The 14,077-nt window shown below is 40.8% G+C and carries 19 protein-coding genes; 18 read left to right on the forward strand and 1 reads right to left on the reverse strand.

The genetic code is table 11. The features are described 5' to 3' along the window. Positions 1 to 40: 40 nt before the first annotated feature. Positions 41 to 1,474, reverse strand: a complete 1,434-nt coding sequence (gene nhaC / locus DX073_RS10310) for a Na+/H+ antiporter NhaC (protein WP_115007974.1) — start codon at positions 1,472 to 1,474, stop codon at positions 41 to 43. A gap of 158 nt (positions 1,475 to 1,632) precedes the next feature. Between nhaC and der the strand changes: the two genes are divergently transcribed. The 18 genes from der to DX073_RS10400 all read left to right on the forward strand — a co-directional run bounded on the left by der (position 1,633) and on the right by DX073_RS10400 (position 14,069). After that, positions 1,633 to 3,051 (forward strand): ribosome biogenesis GTPase Der, encoded by a 1,419-nt coding sequence (gene der / locus DX073_RS10315; protein ID WP_115007975.1) that lies wholly within the window; start codon positions 1,633 to 1,635, stop codon positions 3,049 to 3,051. Continuing rightward, positions 3,051 to 3,353, forward strand: coding sequence for a BrnT family toxin (locus DX073_RS10320; RefSeq protein ID WP_115007976.1), 303 nt, complete (start codon positions 3,051 to 3,053; stop codon positions 3,351 to 3,353). Before der ends, DX073_RS10320 begins: the two co-directional genes overlap by 1 nt. Beyond that, positions 3,343 to 3,588, forward strand: a complete 246-nt coding sequence (locus tag DX073_RS10325; RefSeq protein WP_115007977.1) for a hypothetical protein — start codon at positions 3,343 to 3,345, stop codon at positions 3,586 to 3,588. Before DX073_RS10320 ends, DX073_RS10325 begins: the two co-directional genes overlap by 11 nt. Before the next feature lie 14 nt (positions 3,589 to 3,602). Continuing rightward, entirely contained in the window at positions 3,603 to 4,364 is a 762-nt protein-coding gene (locus tag DX073_RS10330; protein WP_115007978.1) for a hypothetical protein, read from the forward strand. Further along, positions 4,346 to 4,960: an aminotransferase class IV family protein gene (locus DX073_RS10335; RefSeq protein WP_220186745.1), complete on the forward strand. Its 615-nt coding sequence runs from the start codon at positions 4,346 to 4,348 to the stop codon at positions 4,958 to 4,960. Before DX073_RS10330 ends, DX073_RS10335 begins: the two co-directional genes overlap by 19 nt. Position 4,961: 1 nt before the next feature. Beyond that, positions 4,962 to 5,816: a metallophosphoesterase family protein gene (locus DX073_RS10340; RefSeq protein ID WP_115007980.1), complete on the forward strand. Its 855-nt coding sequence runs from the start codon at positions 4,962 to 4,964 to the stop codon at positions 5,814 to 5,816. A gap of 594 nt (positions 5,817 to 6,410) precedes the next feature. Continuing rightward, the gene (locus DX073_RS10345) at positions 6,411 to 7,625 is read left to right on the forward strand and encodes an RtcB family protein (protein ID WP_115008335.1); all 1,215 of its coding nucleotides are present in this window, start codon (positions 6,411 to 6,413) and stop codon (positions 7,623 to 7,625) included. A gap of 3 nt (positions 7,626 to 7,628) precedes the next feature. Continuing rightward, positions 7,629 to 8,069, forward strand: coding sequence for a hypothetical protein (locus tag DX073_RS10350; protein WP_115007981.1), 441 nt, complete (start codon positions 7,629 to 7,631; stop codon positions 8,067 to 8,069). A gap of 18 nt (positions 8,070 to 8,087) precedes the next feature. Beyond that, a complete protein-coding gene (locus DX073_RS10355; RefSeq protein WP_115007982.1) occupies positions 8,088 to 8,309 on the forward strand; it encodes a hypothetical protein in 222 nt (73 codons plus the stop codon). Positions 8,310 to 8,398: 89 nt separating this feature from the next. Continuing rightward, the gene (locus DX073_RS10360) at positions 8,399 to 8,773 is read left to right on the forward strand and encodes an HvfA family oxazolone/thioamide-modified RiPP metallophore (protein WP_115007983.1); all 375 of its coding nucleotides are present in this window, start codon (positions 8,399 to 8,401) and stop codon (positions 8,771 to 8,773) included. A 12-nt stretch (positions 8,774 to 8,785) separates the two neighbouring features. Beyond that, the gene (locus DX073_RS10365) at positions 8,786 to 9,019 is read left to right on the forward strand and encodes a DUF2798 domain-containing protein (RefSeq protein ID WP_115007984.1); all 234 of its coding nucleotides are present in this window, start codon (positions 8,786 to 8,788) and stop codon (positions 9,017 to 9,019) included. A gap of 8 nt (positions 9,020 to 9,027) precedes the next feature. Then, the gene (locus DX073_RS10370; protein WP_181814427.1) at positions 9,028 to 10,344 is read left to right on the forward strand and encodes an FAD-dependent oxidoreductase; all 1,317 of its coding nucleotides are present in this window, start codon (positions 9,028 to 9,030) and stop codon (positions 10,342 to 10,344) included. 45 nt (positions 10,345 to 10,389) lie between these two features. After that, on the forward strand, positions 10,390 to 10,779 hold the full coding sequence (locus tag DX073_RS10375) for a rhodanese-like domain-containing protein (RefSeq protein WP_115007985.1): 390 nt from the start codon (positions 10,390 to 10,392) through the stop codon (positions 10,777 to 10,779). A 10-nt stretch (positions 10,780 to 10,789) separates the two neighbouring features. Beyond that, positions 10,790 to 10,990 (forward strand): YgaP family membrane protein, encoded by a 201-nt coding sequence (locus DX073_RS10380; RefSeq protein ID WP_036366328.1) that lies wholly within the window; start codon positions 10,790 to 10,792, stop codon positions 10,988 to 10,990. Between the two features lie 16 nt (positions 10,991 to 11,006). Beyond that, positions 11,007 to 11,915 (forward strand): HvfB family MNIO-type RiPP peptide maturase, encoded by a 909-nt coding sequence (locus DX073_RS10385; RefSeq protein ID WP_063514280.1) that lies wholly within the window; start codon positions 11,007 to 11,009, stop codon positions 11,913 to 11,915. A 35-nt stretch (positions 11,916 to 11,950) separates the two neighbouring features. After that, positions 11,951 to 12,742 (forward strand): HvfC family RiPP maturation protein, encoded by a 792-nt coding sequence (locus tag DX073_RS10390; protein WP_115007986.1) that lies wholly within the window; start codon positions 11,951 to 11,953, stop codon positions 12,740 to 12,742. A gap of 17 nt (positions 12,743 to 12,759) precedes the next feature. Continuing rightward, complete coding sequence (locus DX073_RS10395; RefSeq protein WP_115007987.1) at positions 12,760 to 13,398, forward strand: HvfX family Cu-binding RiPP maturation protein; 639 nt, start codon at positions 12,760 to 12,762, stop codon at positions 13,396 to 13,398. Then, complete coding sequence (locus DX073_RS10400; RefSeq protein ID WP_258556930.1) at positions 13,365 to 14,069, forward strand: sigma-70 family RNA polymerase sigma factor; 705 nt, start codon at positions 13,365 to 13,367, stop codon at positions 14,067 to 14,069. The genes DX073_RS10395 and DX073_RS10400 overlap by 34 nt, the downstream gene beginning before the upstream one ends. Positions 14,070 to 14,077 lie beyond the last annotated feature (8 nt).

A 14,077-nucleotide genomic window follows, 5' to 3' on the forward strand; every position in this document is an offset into this window, starting at 1 on the left:
CATGACATTGGCTTTTTTATGTTGGCTTGATGTTGGTTTGTTAGTGGGTCTTAGCTTGCTCTAATTTATCATCAGCCCTTGTAATCGTAATTCCTGTAAAGCCAAAAAAGAGCGTCAAAAATAAACAACTATAACAAAACACCGCATACGGCACATAGTCAAGCACAGGCATACCAAACACCCCTGCCAAAAACACCCCATACACACCCCACGGCACCAAAGGATTGATGACTGTGCCTGAATCTTCTATCGTGCGAGCCAAGTTTTTGGGGTGCAAGCCTAGGCGTTTGAACTCAGGAGCAAAGGTATTGCCCGATAACAATAGGCTCAAATACTGCTCGCCCACCAAAAAATTGACCCCAAATGCCGTCAAAGACGCTGTCAATACCGCACGACTGGCACGAGTCAAAAGATGACGAATGGCGGATAATAAAGCAGGCAACACTCCCAAAGCGTGCAAGAGTCCGCCCAAGCTCAATGCCAAAATCACAAGAAGCTGGCTAAAAAACATACTTTCCAAACCGCCCCTTGACACCAATCGCCCCACATCGCCAAGCTCCAAGCCTTCGGCAGGTTTGTACCCTGCAAAAAACCACTCGCCAAGCTCAGCAAGACTTGGCGAGCTATGGATATAAGTGATGATAAGCGACACGGCAATGGTTGCCGATATGGCATAAATGGCGTTCACTCGCATGACAGCAAGGGCAATCAGCACAGCAAAGGGGATAAGGGCATAGCCATGTACCAAACCACTTGCCACAAGACTATCCTGCAACACCGCCACGTCCGCCAAATCGGCACCGCCATCGCCTGACAACACAAAAAACACCACCGCCGAGATAAGCCACGCAGGTATGGTTGTGTACATCATGTTTTTGATATGGTCAAATAAGTCAATGCCCACGATACTGGCGGCAATGCTTGTTGTGTCGGACAAAGGCGACATCTTATCGCCAAACAATGCCCCCGAGACCACCGCCCCTGCGACTATGGCAGGATTGGCGTTAAAGGCTTCGGTCATGCCCAAAAACGCCACGCCCACAGTCGCACAAGTGGTAAACCCGCTACCAAGTGCCACGCCAATCACACTTGCCAAGATAAAGGCGGACAAATAAAACATCTGGGGCGATAAGACATTAAAGCCATAATAAATCAAGGCTGGAATCGCCCCACTCATCATCAAAGCGGACACGAGTAGTCCAATGAACGAAAACAGATAAATCGCCCCCATGCCTGTGGATACGCCCTTTATCATACGCTCTTGCATATCATCAAAGGCGATACGCCGACTAAACCCAAACATAAGCAGACCCAATATCACCAAAAGCAAGGACAAATGTGGCACAAAGCCCCATGCTATCATCGTAACGCCCAAAATGATAATGGCGCTGATGGCAATCACTACCGCTTGGGTGTGGTTTAGGGTCAAAAGGGTGTCGTCATGATGTGAATGATGAATGTGTTTGTCGGTCATTTTCGCTTCTTTGATGTCTCTAAATGGCTTATTATACCTTATTGATCGCCATTCGTATATGTAGTGATGTTCTTTGTTTGGCGTAAGCAAAATCAATAAATACCATACCCCGTCAATTTTATGTTAAAATAGTAAGTTTAAAAATACAAGAGAACACCATGTCCCTAAAACCCGTAGTCGCCCTGATAGGTCGCCCCAATGTCGGCAAATCCACACTGTTTAACCAATTTACCAAATCCCGTCAAGCCCTAGTCGCTGACCTAGCAGGGCTGACCCGAGACCGCCAATATGGCGATGTGTTTTTTGAAAATAAATCCTTTATCGTCATTGACACAGGCGGTATTGGCGAGGCTGATGACGGCAAGGGCAACATTGATGACTATATGGCAACACAGTCGTACACCGCCATTCATGAGGCGGACATGGTCGTGTTTGTCGTGGACGCACGGGCAGGACTAACCCCAAGCGATGAGGAGATTGCCAAGTTTTTGCACACGCTGGGCAAGCCTGTCTTTTTGGTAACCAACAAAACAGACGGTGTACACGAAGCGTCCATTGCTGAGTTTTTTGGCCTAGGTTTTGGCGAGCCAATTCCGACAAGTGCCAGCCACGGCAAGGGTGTAACGAGCCTGCTTGAAATCATCACTGCTGATATGCCCGAGACGCTCGCCGAAAATCCCGAGACGGACGGCTTGAAACTGGCGATTATCGGTCGCCCTAATGTCGGCAAATCCACGCTGGTCAATCGCTTGCTTGGTGAGGAGCGTGTCGTGGTGTTTGATATGCCAGGGACGACAAGGGACAGTATTTATATTCCCTTTGAGCGAGAAGGTCGCCAATACACGCTCATTGATACCGCAGGCGTGAGACGGCGTGGGCGGATTGATGAAAAAGTAGAAAAATTTAGCGTTATCAAGACCTTGCAGGCCATCAAAGATGCCAATGTGGTCGTGTTGGTGATTGATGCCCACGAGGGTATCGTTGACCAAGATTTACATATGTTAGGCTATGCTCTGGACGCTGGGCGGGCGATTGTGATTGCCATTAACAAATGGGACAATCTTAGCCAAGACCAAAAAGACATTGTCAAAATTGAAATGGACAGACGTTTTCATTTTATTCCGTGGGTTAAGATTCATCTGATTTCTGCCCTGTATGGCAATGGCGTGGGCAATCTGTATCCGTCTATTCATAAGGCGTATGATGCGTCCATGTTTAAGGTGTCCACGTCTCGCCTTACGCAGATTTTGCAAGATGCGGTGGAAGCTCACCAGCCGCCAATGGTGGGCGGTCGCCGTATCAAACTTCGCTATGCTCATCTGGGTGGGCATAATCCGCCTGTCATCGTCATTCATGGCAACCAAACAAGCAGTTTGCCAAAGAGTTATCAGCGTTATCTTGAAAACGTGTATCGGGACGTGTTTAAATTAGAAGGCACGCCCCTTCATGTGGAATTTAAACAAAATGCCAACCCATACGAAGGCAAAAAAAATCCCGTCATCAAAAATAAAGCCAAGGTCATGCGTGAGCGTAAACGTATTGCTGAATTTAAGAAACGGGATAAGAAGAGAAAGTAATGCTGGTATTATTTAAGCATGGGATTTATTTTTATTGGAATGACAATAAATTTAAATTGGTGTATGATAATAGAGAAGTGAGTTTTGATGAAGTGGTTTCGGTATTTGATGACCCTTATCAATTAACCAATATTGATAGTCGCTTTGATTATGATGAATTGCGTATGCGTACTGTTGGTATGTCAAATCAAGGCAGACTATTGGTGGTGGCATGGGTACAAACATCTGATGATGAAATTACAATCATCACAGTATTTAAACCTGTCAACACACAACTTAGGGAGTACCAAAATGCAAGATAAATCCATAAAAGAAATTGAAGTGGCGGATTTTGTTGTAACTGCCAAAGATAATGTTATGCCAGCGATATTAGAGCGGTATCATGCCAATAAATCCCAAGAGCAATCAAAAGTATTAAAAGACACTCAAATTAAAGAATTATTTGATGATGACGTCATTGATATATTGGCAAACCTACCCAAAAATACCAAAGACAGACAAATCATCAATGGGTTAATTCGGGCGGTTTACGCTTAATTTAATAAAATCTTATGTTCAAAAATATCCGCATTCTTATCCTACTGTGCATTTTGCTGATTGTCGCTGTTAATAGCTTTCGTGATAAAAACCACGATTGGCAAAAGCCTGTTTATGTCGCCATTTATCCCATTAACGTGGATAATTCGCCAGAAGTTGCCAAATATATCGCAAGTCTATCTGATAGCGATTTTAAAGAAATAGAGACTTATCTCAATACCGAGAGCAAAAAATACGGTCAAAACGCCAGTTTTTATTATCGGCTAGGGCAGGAAGTCAAAGCCATGCCCCCTGTGGTGCCAAGAAATGGCGGAATTACAGACGCGATTATTTGGAGTTTAAAATTTCGCTATTATGCTTATAAAAATGCCCATGACGTTGGCGTGCCGACCAATTTGCGGTTGTTTTTGCAGTATCATAGCCCTGACAAAAAAATCATCACTGAGACATCTACCGCCCTACAAAATGGACGCATTGGCGTGGTCAATTTGTTTGGCATGGACAAAAAAACCGCCAATAACAACGTGGTCATCGCCCACGAGAGCCTGCACGCTTTTGGGGCGAGCGACAAATACGACCTAGCAAATGGCATTCCCATTTATCCGCACGGCTACGCCAACCCCGCCCAAAACCCACGCTATCCGCAGACCCAAGCCGAGCTTATGGCGGTGCATATCCCCACATCGCCGACCAAATTTGACATGGCACGAGACCTAAAACAAACGGTCGTGGGCGAGATGACGGCAGTTGAAATCAAATGGAAAACACTGGATTAGTCATGCTTTTTGAGACGCTTGCCATAAATAACGGACATATTTTAAATCTGAATTATCATAATAGACGATTTAAACAGGGGCAGTTATTTTTACATTGTCAAAGCATGATTGATGATATTGCCGATATAATTTGTGTGCCTGATGAATTTAACAATAAATTTATCCGTTGTCGTGTTACTTATGATAAATATAGCATAAAAGTAGAATATTTTGATTATACCCCAAAATCCATTCACTCTTTTAAAATAATAGAATGTGATAGTATAGATTATGCTTATAAATATGATGATAGAAATTTATTAAATCAGTTATTATCCCAAAAGGGCGATTGTGATGAAATTATCATTATAAAAAACGGCTTGGTTACGGATTGTTCTATTGGAAATTTATTATTTTTAAAAGATAATCATTGGTACACGCCTGATACACCATTATTACAAGGCACTCAGCGAGCTTATTTATTGGAAACCCAAAAAATTCATTTGGCAAATATTGATAAAAATAATATTTGGCAATATGAAAAAGTGATGATGATAAATGCCCTAAATGCGTTTGATGAAAATAGGGCGGTGTTAATTACAAATATTAAGGAGTAATATGCTAAGATTGGCGATTTTTGCGGACATTCATGGCAAATTTTTATTGCCATTTAAACTAGTGAATTATTACCAAACCCTGACAGGGCAAGCGATTGACGCCATTATCCAATGTGGCGACATGGGAGCATTTCCCGATAAAAACAACATGGATAAAGCGACATTAAAACACGCCAGACATGACAGAGATGAGCTGGGTTTTATGGATAATTTTGTCAAAATGGATAATGACATTGCCAAATTTTTAAATACGCTTAATATCCCCATGTATGCCGTGCGTGGCAATCACGAAGACCATGATTTTTTGGATAATTTAGAACATAACAGTGATAAAAATTTGCCTTATTTTCATATTGATTGTTATCAAAAAATTTGGGTATTAAAAACAGGCTTTCCGCTCATATTAACCAATGAAACTGACAGCATTAGCCTGTTGGGAATTGGACGAATTGGTGATAGAAAAGGGAGAGATAATAAAACATTTATCCAAAACTACGAACGAGAACAATTAAAAAAGCTCTATCAAACCTGTGGCGACATAGATATTTTAATCACGCATGACAAACCAAGCGAAAGCATTCGTGGTTATGGCTCATCTGATGTGGCGGATGCATTGGATAATATTGCTTTTTATTATCATTTTTATGGGCATACGGGCGAGCCTTATCATGAAACACTTGCTGATAATGGCATTACCCAATCGGTAAAAATCAAAGAATTGGAATTTAATCAAAAAGGCAAATTAGAAACAGGCTCTATGATAATTTTAGAAAAAGACAAAGACAATATCAGCATAAAAAGCGTGCCATTATTTGACATTATTCATTCTGATAAAGAAAGTTGGCGATATGTATGACTGTTTGGGATTTTTATAAAAATTTTTAAAAACCCCTTGACTTTTTATTTTTATCGCTTATCATATACACATTCACGCACCAAGTACGCTTGGTGCATTTCATTCACCCAAACAGCAATAGGAGTAAAACAATGTCTGTATCTTACAATCTTTGTAATTCAAAAAAGACCAGCCGTTTTGACTGTTTGGGCAAATCATTTTTGATATAAGCCTTATATCAAGCCAAACACATAAAGACGGTGGCAAGCCTTAATATACAAGGCTTTCACCGTTTTTTATTGTCTAAAATTTGCCCAAAAAATCGCTAAGATTTGTCTTAAAAATTGATAAAGTGCTTTATCAGTTTTGACGGTTTTCTTTTCCCAAAATATTGTCTTTTATTTGTCATTTTTATATTTAAAAATGATTGGGGAAGTATTGTCTTTTAATTTTTGTTTATTTAATTAGCTAAAAATTGAATGATTTTTGGTTGGGGTTTTTATATCAAAAATTTGGTTTTTTTTAAATTCAATCATCATTGTAGAGGCGAATGACATTCGCCCAAAAAATACCAATAACACAATCCCCAAACCAACCCAAAAGAGAAATAATTTTATGAGTATCGGACTTATTTTAAATGAAAATGGCAACAATGGCGTGCCTGTCAAAATCTTTACCAAAGACGTGGAGCAAAAGGCGTTAAATCAGCTCTACGCCATGAGCCAGTTGCAGTTTATCCATAGCCATATCGCTGTCATGCCTGACGTTCATGCGGGCAAGGGGGCGACTGTGGGGAGTGTGATTCCGACCAAATCGGCAATCATTCCGTCTGCGGTGGGCGTGGATATTGGTTGTGGCATGAACGCCCTACGCCTGTCTATCAAGGCAGGGCAGTTGCCCGATAACCTAAAACCTGCCCGCCTTGCTATTGAAAAACACGTCCCTGTCGGCTTTGAAAAGCACAAGCAAATCATGGCAAAAATGAGTACGCTTGACCCGCTTGCCATTCGTCTCAAAAAAATTACCGACAAGCACAAGGGCTTGTTAAAAATGCTTAATAACTTTGACAGAACGTGGGCAAAACAGCTTGGCACATTGGGCGGTGGCAACCACTTTATTGAGCTGTGCGTGGACGAGAATGATGATGTGTGGATTATGCTCCACTCTGGCTCTCGTGGGATAGGCTCGTGCATTGGCGAGTATTTTATTAGCCTTGCCAAAAAGGTGAATGAGACGTGTTTTGGTTATATTCCTGACCGTGAGTTGTCGTATTTGGCGGAGGGTACGCCGTTTTTTGAGGATTATATTGAGGCGGTGGGCTGGGCTCAGGACTATGCGACCGAAAACCGCAAGGAGATGATGAGACTCATTATCAAAGCCTTGCAAGGCAAAGACGCTCAATTTCCCCGCTTTACCGTAACCAAAGAGGCGATAAACTGTCATCACAACTATGTGAGCCGTGAGACGCATTTTGGCAGTTCGGTCTATGTAACTCGCAAGGGGGCGATTAGTGCCTATGAGGGCGAGCTTGGCATTATCCCTGGCTCTATGGGAGCGAAGTCCTATATTGTGAAAGGCAAGGGTAATAGCGAGAGTTTTTGTAGCTGTTCGCATGGGGCAGGGCGTAGGCTAAGCCGTGGGCGTGCGGTGCGTGAGTTTGGCTTGGCGGATTTGGTCGCTCAGACGGACGGTATTGAATGCCGTAAGGACAAGGGCGTGCTGGACGAGATTCCACAGGCGTACAAAGACATTGATGAGGTCATGGCAAACCAAACTGATTTGGTGGAGGTGGTGCATACGTTAAAGCAGGTGATGTGTATTAAGGGGTAATAAATGATTGAATTTAAACAAAAAATAACGCCATTATTAAGCAAAGAAAAAATATTTATTTTTGATAAATATTTTAATGCTTATGATAATTTAATGCAAAGTATTGAATTTTATTACAAACAAAATAATGATACTTATTATTTTATTTGTGCAACTTATTATATTGAGCTGTTGCTAAATGGTTTGGCGGACATTACCCCAAAAAATCCGTGCCAGTTATTGTCAGATTATCTTGATAATTATCGTGATTTGGATTTTGCAAATAATGAAAAATCTATGATTAACGATAAGGATAATTTTATTCAAAACATACAATTATTTATTGATAATTATCGCAATCATCAAGGGTTTTGTGATAAAGATGATTTGATTGTGGTTTGTAATGATTTAATTGAATTTATAAAATTAAGCCAAGATAATGATTTGGTTAAACGGTATGGTTAAAATTTAAAGGAGAGCGTTATGAAAATCAAAACCCAAAAATCTCTCATCAAACTTGGCGAAAAATTGGCAAATCACCCAATTTACCCAAGTGCGATTAAAGTACGCAACCAAACCGCCTTAAACCCTTTATTAAAAAAGGGCGGTATCCACGACAAAGACAACCCCAAAACACGCCATAAAAAAGAGCGTGCCAAAATACGTTTGCACCTAAAACATGGGGGGTATGACAACAATTTTTAAAAATTTTTCAAATTTTTTGTAAGATATTTGCCCCACGTCCGTCTAAGGTGTATCATAAAATGGTTTATGATGTTTAATTGGAGTTTATCATGTCAAATCTTAACCGTAAAATCACAGGTCTTGCCGTTGCAACCCTACTTGCCACAGGACTTACTGCTTGTAAAGAAGAAAAGGTAGAAGCACAGCCCATGGAGCAAGGCTACCAAAATGCCGAGCCAGCCCAGCCTGCTACTGCCGAGCCTAACCAAGCAACTGCTACCGCCACCGACACCAAAACTGCCGAAGGCAAATGCGGTGAGGGTAAATGTGGCGAAGCAGGGTGCAGTGCCACCATGACCGACAAATCAGCCAATGCAGGCTGTGGGGCGAACACCGCTACGGCGACTGCCGACAAATCAGCAACTGCCAGTTGTGGAGCAAGCACCGACAAAAACGCTAATGCCAGTTGTGGCGGCAACAAATAATCCCATGTCATCATGGTGTCTAACAAATTTTCATCTGTGATTTTTGCCCTTTACATGGCGGTGATAATGGCATTCATCATGTCGCTGGTATCTGTCGCCATGAATACAGGGATAGATGACAATTACCTAATAAGAGTATTTTGGGCATACATCAAAACCATGCCTATTACCTTTGTGTGCATTTTATCTTTGCGTCCTTTGGTTGTGCGTTTGACTGAACGGACGCTTGGACGTTGGTCGTCATAGGAGTTTTTATGATACAAACCAAAAACTTAATCATCGGCTTTGGTAAAGCAGGCAAAACGCTGGCAGGGCTGTTTGACAAACAGGGCGAGCGTACCATTTTGGTTGAGCAATCGGACAAAATGTATGGCGGAACGTGTATTAACGTGGGCTGTATTCCGTCAAAAAAACTGATTCATGAAGCCAAAACAGACAGTTTTGCCGTTGCCATGCAGGACAAGGATAAACTCATCTCTGCCTTGCGTGAAGCTAATTTTAACAAAATCAATGACTTACCAAATGTAACCGTCATTACCGCACAAGCGAGTTTTATTGATGATAATACTGTTGCCCTATCCACAGGCGAGACGGTGCGTGCCGAGCGGATTTTTATCAACACAGGCACGACCCCCATTATGCCACCGATTGCAGGCGTGGACGGCGAGCGTGTTTATGACAGCACGGGGCTTTTAAACTTAGGCGACAGCCAAGCGACCGCTCCCAAGCGACTGGTTATCGTGGGTGCAGGCTTTATCGCCCTTGAATTTGCCTTTATGTATCACGCTTTTGGCAGTCAAGTGAGCATTGTTGAAAAATTTGACAGCTTTTTGCCAAACGTTGATGATGATGTGCGTGCGATTGTGCTTGACCTATTAAATGAGCGTGGCATTACGGTGCATTTAGGGCAAGATGTCCAAGAATTTAAACACCTAACAGAGCATACCCAAGTCATCACCGATAAGATGACCCTTGATGCTGATGCTGTGCTTGTCGCCATTGGTAGACGACCCAACACGGACGGTCTAAACCTACAAAATACAAGCGTACAACTAAATGAGCGTGGCTACGTGGTGTGCGATGACAAGCTAAAAGCCACCGACCGCATTTGGGCGATGGGCGATGTCGCAGGTTCACCGCAATTTACCTATATCTCTCTTGATGATTATCGCATTGTGGCGGACGATTTGTTTGGAGACGGCACACGCCATAGAGCCGACCGCAAAATTTTCCCAACGAGCGTTTTTATCACACCGCCTTTATCACAAATCGGCATGAGCGAAAAACAAGCCAAAGACAGTGGCAAAAATTACCAAGTGGCAACCTTGCCCGCCCAAGCCATTGTCAAAGCCAAAATCACAGGCAATACCAAAGGTTTATTAAAAGCGATTGTGGATAAAGATAGTAACGAGATTTTGGGCGTTACGTTGTTTTGTGAAAATAGCCATGAGATTATCAATTTATTTAAATTGGCAATGGATAATGGCATTAAAGCGGATTATTTTAAAGGGCAAATTTTTACACACCCAACCATTAGCGAATCATTAAATGATTTATTTGCCCAATTTTAATTGTTTTTAAATAAATTTAATCGGTTTAATTTAAAAAGGTGTCTTATGAAAAAACTCACTCTTGCCATTGCAATTAGCATTTTGGGATTAACTGCGTGTAACAGTTTTGCCAATACCTCATCAAAACAAAACAATGCCAAATCTCAAACCCAAACTCAATCACAAATCAAACCAAAAGCAAAAGGCGTTTGGATTGATGTTCGTAGCCCCGAAGAGTATCAAGCAGGGCATTTGTCAAATAGCATCAATATCCCTGTTGGCGATATTGCATCAAAGATTTCTGCCATTGAACCCAATAAAAACAATCCTATCAATCTATATTGCCGAAGTGGCAGACGTGCCGAAGCCGCTCGCACAGAACTCTTAAAATTGGGCTATACCAATGTTACCAATCACGGTGGTTATGAAGACCTAAAACAACAAGGCTATCGTTAAGAGGTGTTTTATGAAAATCAATGTTGGTAAACCTGATAAAATTGTACGAATTATTTTGGGTGTTGTCATTATTGGCTTGGGTGTTTATTTTGGTTCGTGGTGGGGAATTGTTGGGCTTGTGCCATTATTGACAGGTTTTATGAATTTTTGCCCCATTTATCATATTTTGGGCATCAGCACTTGCAAATGCCATGTTGATAACAAACCCTAATAATTAGGAAAATAAAATGACAAGTAAAAGACCATTACACGGGGCAGGGCTTGGCTTTCGCCGTGAGTTATTGCCACAAATGTCTCTTGATGATGCCAATGCCATTCATCAATTAAGCCAGATTGATTTTTTTGAAGTGTCGCCTGAAAATTGGATAAACTCCCACGGCATTATGGGCGGACGTTTTGAAAATATCTTGCGTGCTTATAGCGAGCGATTTTCTTTTATTTGTCATGGACTTTCTTTATCTATTGGCAGTTCAAAAGAATTGGACGTGGCTCATGTAAATAATATTAAGCATTTTATGAAGTCGCATAACATCAATTTATTTACCGAGCATTTGTCTTGGTGTAGTGATGACAAAGGGCATTTGTATGATTTATTGCCCATTCCTTGCACCGAAGAAGCGGTATTTTGGGTTGCCGAGCGTATTAAAAAAGTACAAGATATTTTAGGTTCTCAAATTGGCATTGAAAACGCCTCATATTATTATCTACCGCCCCAAAGCCAAATGTCCGACAGCGAATTTATTTCTGCGGTGGTAAAAGAAGCCGATTGTTTATTGCATTTAGATGTGAATAATATTTTTGTCAATAGCCAAAACTTTGGTTTTGACCCACACCAATATTTGCGTGAATTGCCGCTCGAGCGGACGTGTTATTTGCACGTTGCTGGGCATTATGTGGACGATGACGGCTTGATTGTGGATACGCATGGCGATAGCGTGGTGGAGCGTGTTTGGGCGTTATTAAATGACGCTTATGGTTTGATATTTGCCAAAACAGGTAAAACGGCAGATAAGATTCCGACTTGTTTGGAGCGTGATTTTAATTTCCCAGAACTTAGCGAACTCACCCGTGAAGTTAAATTCATTCGGGAAATTCAAGAACGTCATAAAAATAATTCTACATTTAAATTGGCTTAATTATTTTAATGATAATTTAATAAAATGGCATAACAATGATGATTGATAAAGCACCCAAGTTACGCATCTTTCAGCGTGAATTTGGCGATTATATCCGCAAACAAAAACACGATAATACTGATACCGTGCCTGCTCGTGTGGGGCAATTATATCAAAATCTGATTTATAATAATGTCTCTGGCTTTGTCAATCAATGCTTTCCCATTACTCGCAGTATTATTGAGACGCATTTTGGCATATTGGTTTGGCAAAATCTGATTAAAGATTTTTTAAAACATGGCGATATGGCAAGTCCGTATTTTAGTGAAATTACCGAGCAATTTGTCGGCTATTTGACCGATGATGTTTTGACAAAATTTGATTTGCCTGTTTATTTGTCCGAATTTGCCCATTATGAATGGGTGGAATTGTTTGTAGATAATCTACCGAACAATACTCCCAAGCCTATTTTAATGTATCAAAATGCGTCTATTTTTATCAATCATACCGCCCAGATTTTATATTATGAATGGGCGGTGCAGGATATTAGCGTGGCATTTTCTCCCAGTCAAAAAAGCCCGACTTTTTTGGTGGTGTATCGTAAAGTGGTGGACGGTACATTTAAAACGGCATTTATGACCATAAGCCAGCTTAGTTTTATCATACTAACCTTTATGCAAGAAAAGCAAAATGAAGAGGTATGTTATCAAAATACAAATGAGTTATTGGCAGAGCTACAACGCACCTTTGAATTAAATGATGAGATTTTTGATAATATCAAAACTTCGTTTGATGATTTGGTCAATACAATGATTGATAATCAAATTTTTTATAACCAATCTTTTTAATAAAAATAAGGTAAATTATGATAAAAAAATACAACGCTTATTACAATAAATTTGTTGTAAATTTAAATAAATTAGACTTTTTGCCATTATTCGCCATTCGTCTTTATCTTGCCCCTGTGTTTATTATGGCAGGGCTAACCAAATACCGTTCGTTTGATGATACGGCACAGTGGTTTGGTAATGCCGATTGGGGGCTTGGTTTGCCATTTGCATCCTTTTGGGTAGCAATGGTGATTGTTGCTGAATTGATTGGTGGTGTGGCGTTATTACTCGGCGTGGCGACTCGTTTTTTTGGCGTGTTATTGGCAATCACAATGGCGGTTGCCATGCTTCTTGTGCATTTAAAAAACGGCTGGCACGCCATTACCCCAACCGACCCTGCGACCAATATCGCCCAATTATTTGGCGGATTGGGACAGGCAAGTTTGGATAATTCCATACAAGCGGGCGAGCGATTAAATAAAGCCCGTGAAATCTTACAAACGCATGGCAATTATGACTGGCTGACCGAAACGGGTAATTTTGTGGTTTTAAATAATGGCATAGAATTTGGCATGACGTATTTTATTATGCTACTTGTTTTAATTACCTATGGGGCGGGGCGGTATATAAGCATTGACTTTTGGATAAACAAAAGTCTGCCAACTTTGAAATAATACTGTGTCAAACTCGCTCACAGTACTATTTGTACAGCTTCGCTCGTTTTCCTTGTCTTATTCCAAATTTGTTTGACTTAAAAATGCACCAAATAGAATTACGCCAATTTGATAAAAAAAGCATGGATGAGATATATCAGTCCATGTTTGCTTTTGCGTATAACCAATTAAATCACGAACAGCACGCCAAAGATGTGGTGCAAGATGCTCTCTTAAATGCCTTAAAATATGCCGACAGTTTTCAAGGAAAGTCCGCCTTTAAAACATGGGTATTTGCCATTTTAAAAAATAAAATTGCCGATTTTATTCGCCGAAATAAACACTATGAAATGATAAGCGATATGAGTGAAAATAGCGATGAAGAATTTTTGGCAATGCTGTTTGATGATATTGGGCATTGGCAAAATGGCTCATCGCCAAATGCCTTTGATAATCGTTGGGCAAGTCCGCATGAAACAGCTGAAAATGATGAATTTTGGCAAGTATTGGAACTTTGTTTGGAAAATCTGCCAAAAGAGCAGGCGCAAGTTTTTTTGATGAAAGAATATATAGAATTGGGTAGCGATGAGATTTGTCAAAACTTAAATATCACTCGCCAAAATTTATATGTGTTATTGCACAGAGCCAGATTAAGATTGCAAATGTGTTTGTCGGTAAAATGGTTTGTTTAGGGGGAATA

Source organism: Moraxella lacunata (assembly GCF_900453205.1).
Taxonomy (GTDB): domain Bacteria; phylum Pseudomonadota; class Gammaproteobacteria; order Pseudomonadales; family Moraxellaceae; genus Moraxella; species Moraxella lacunata_B.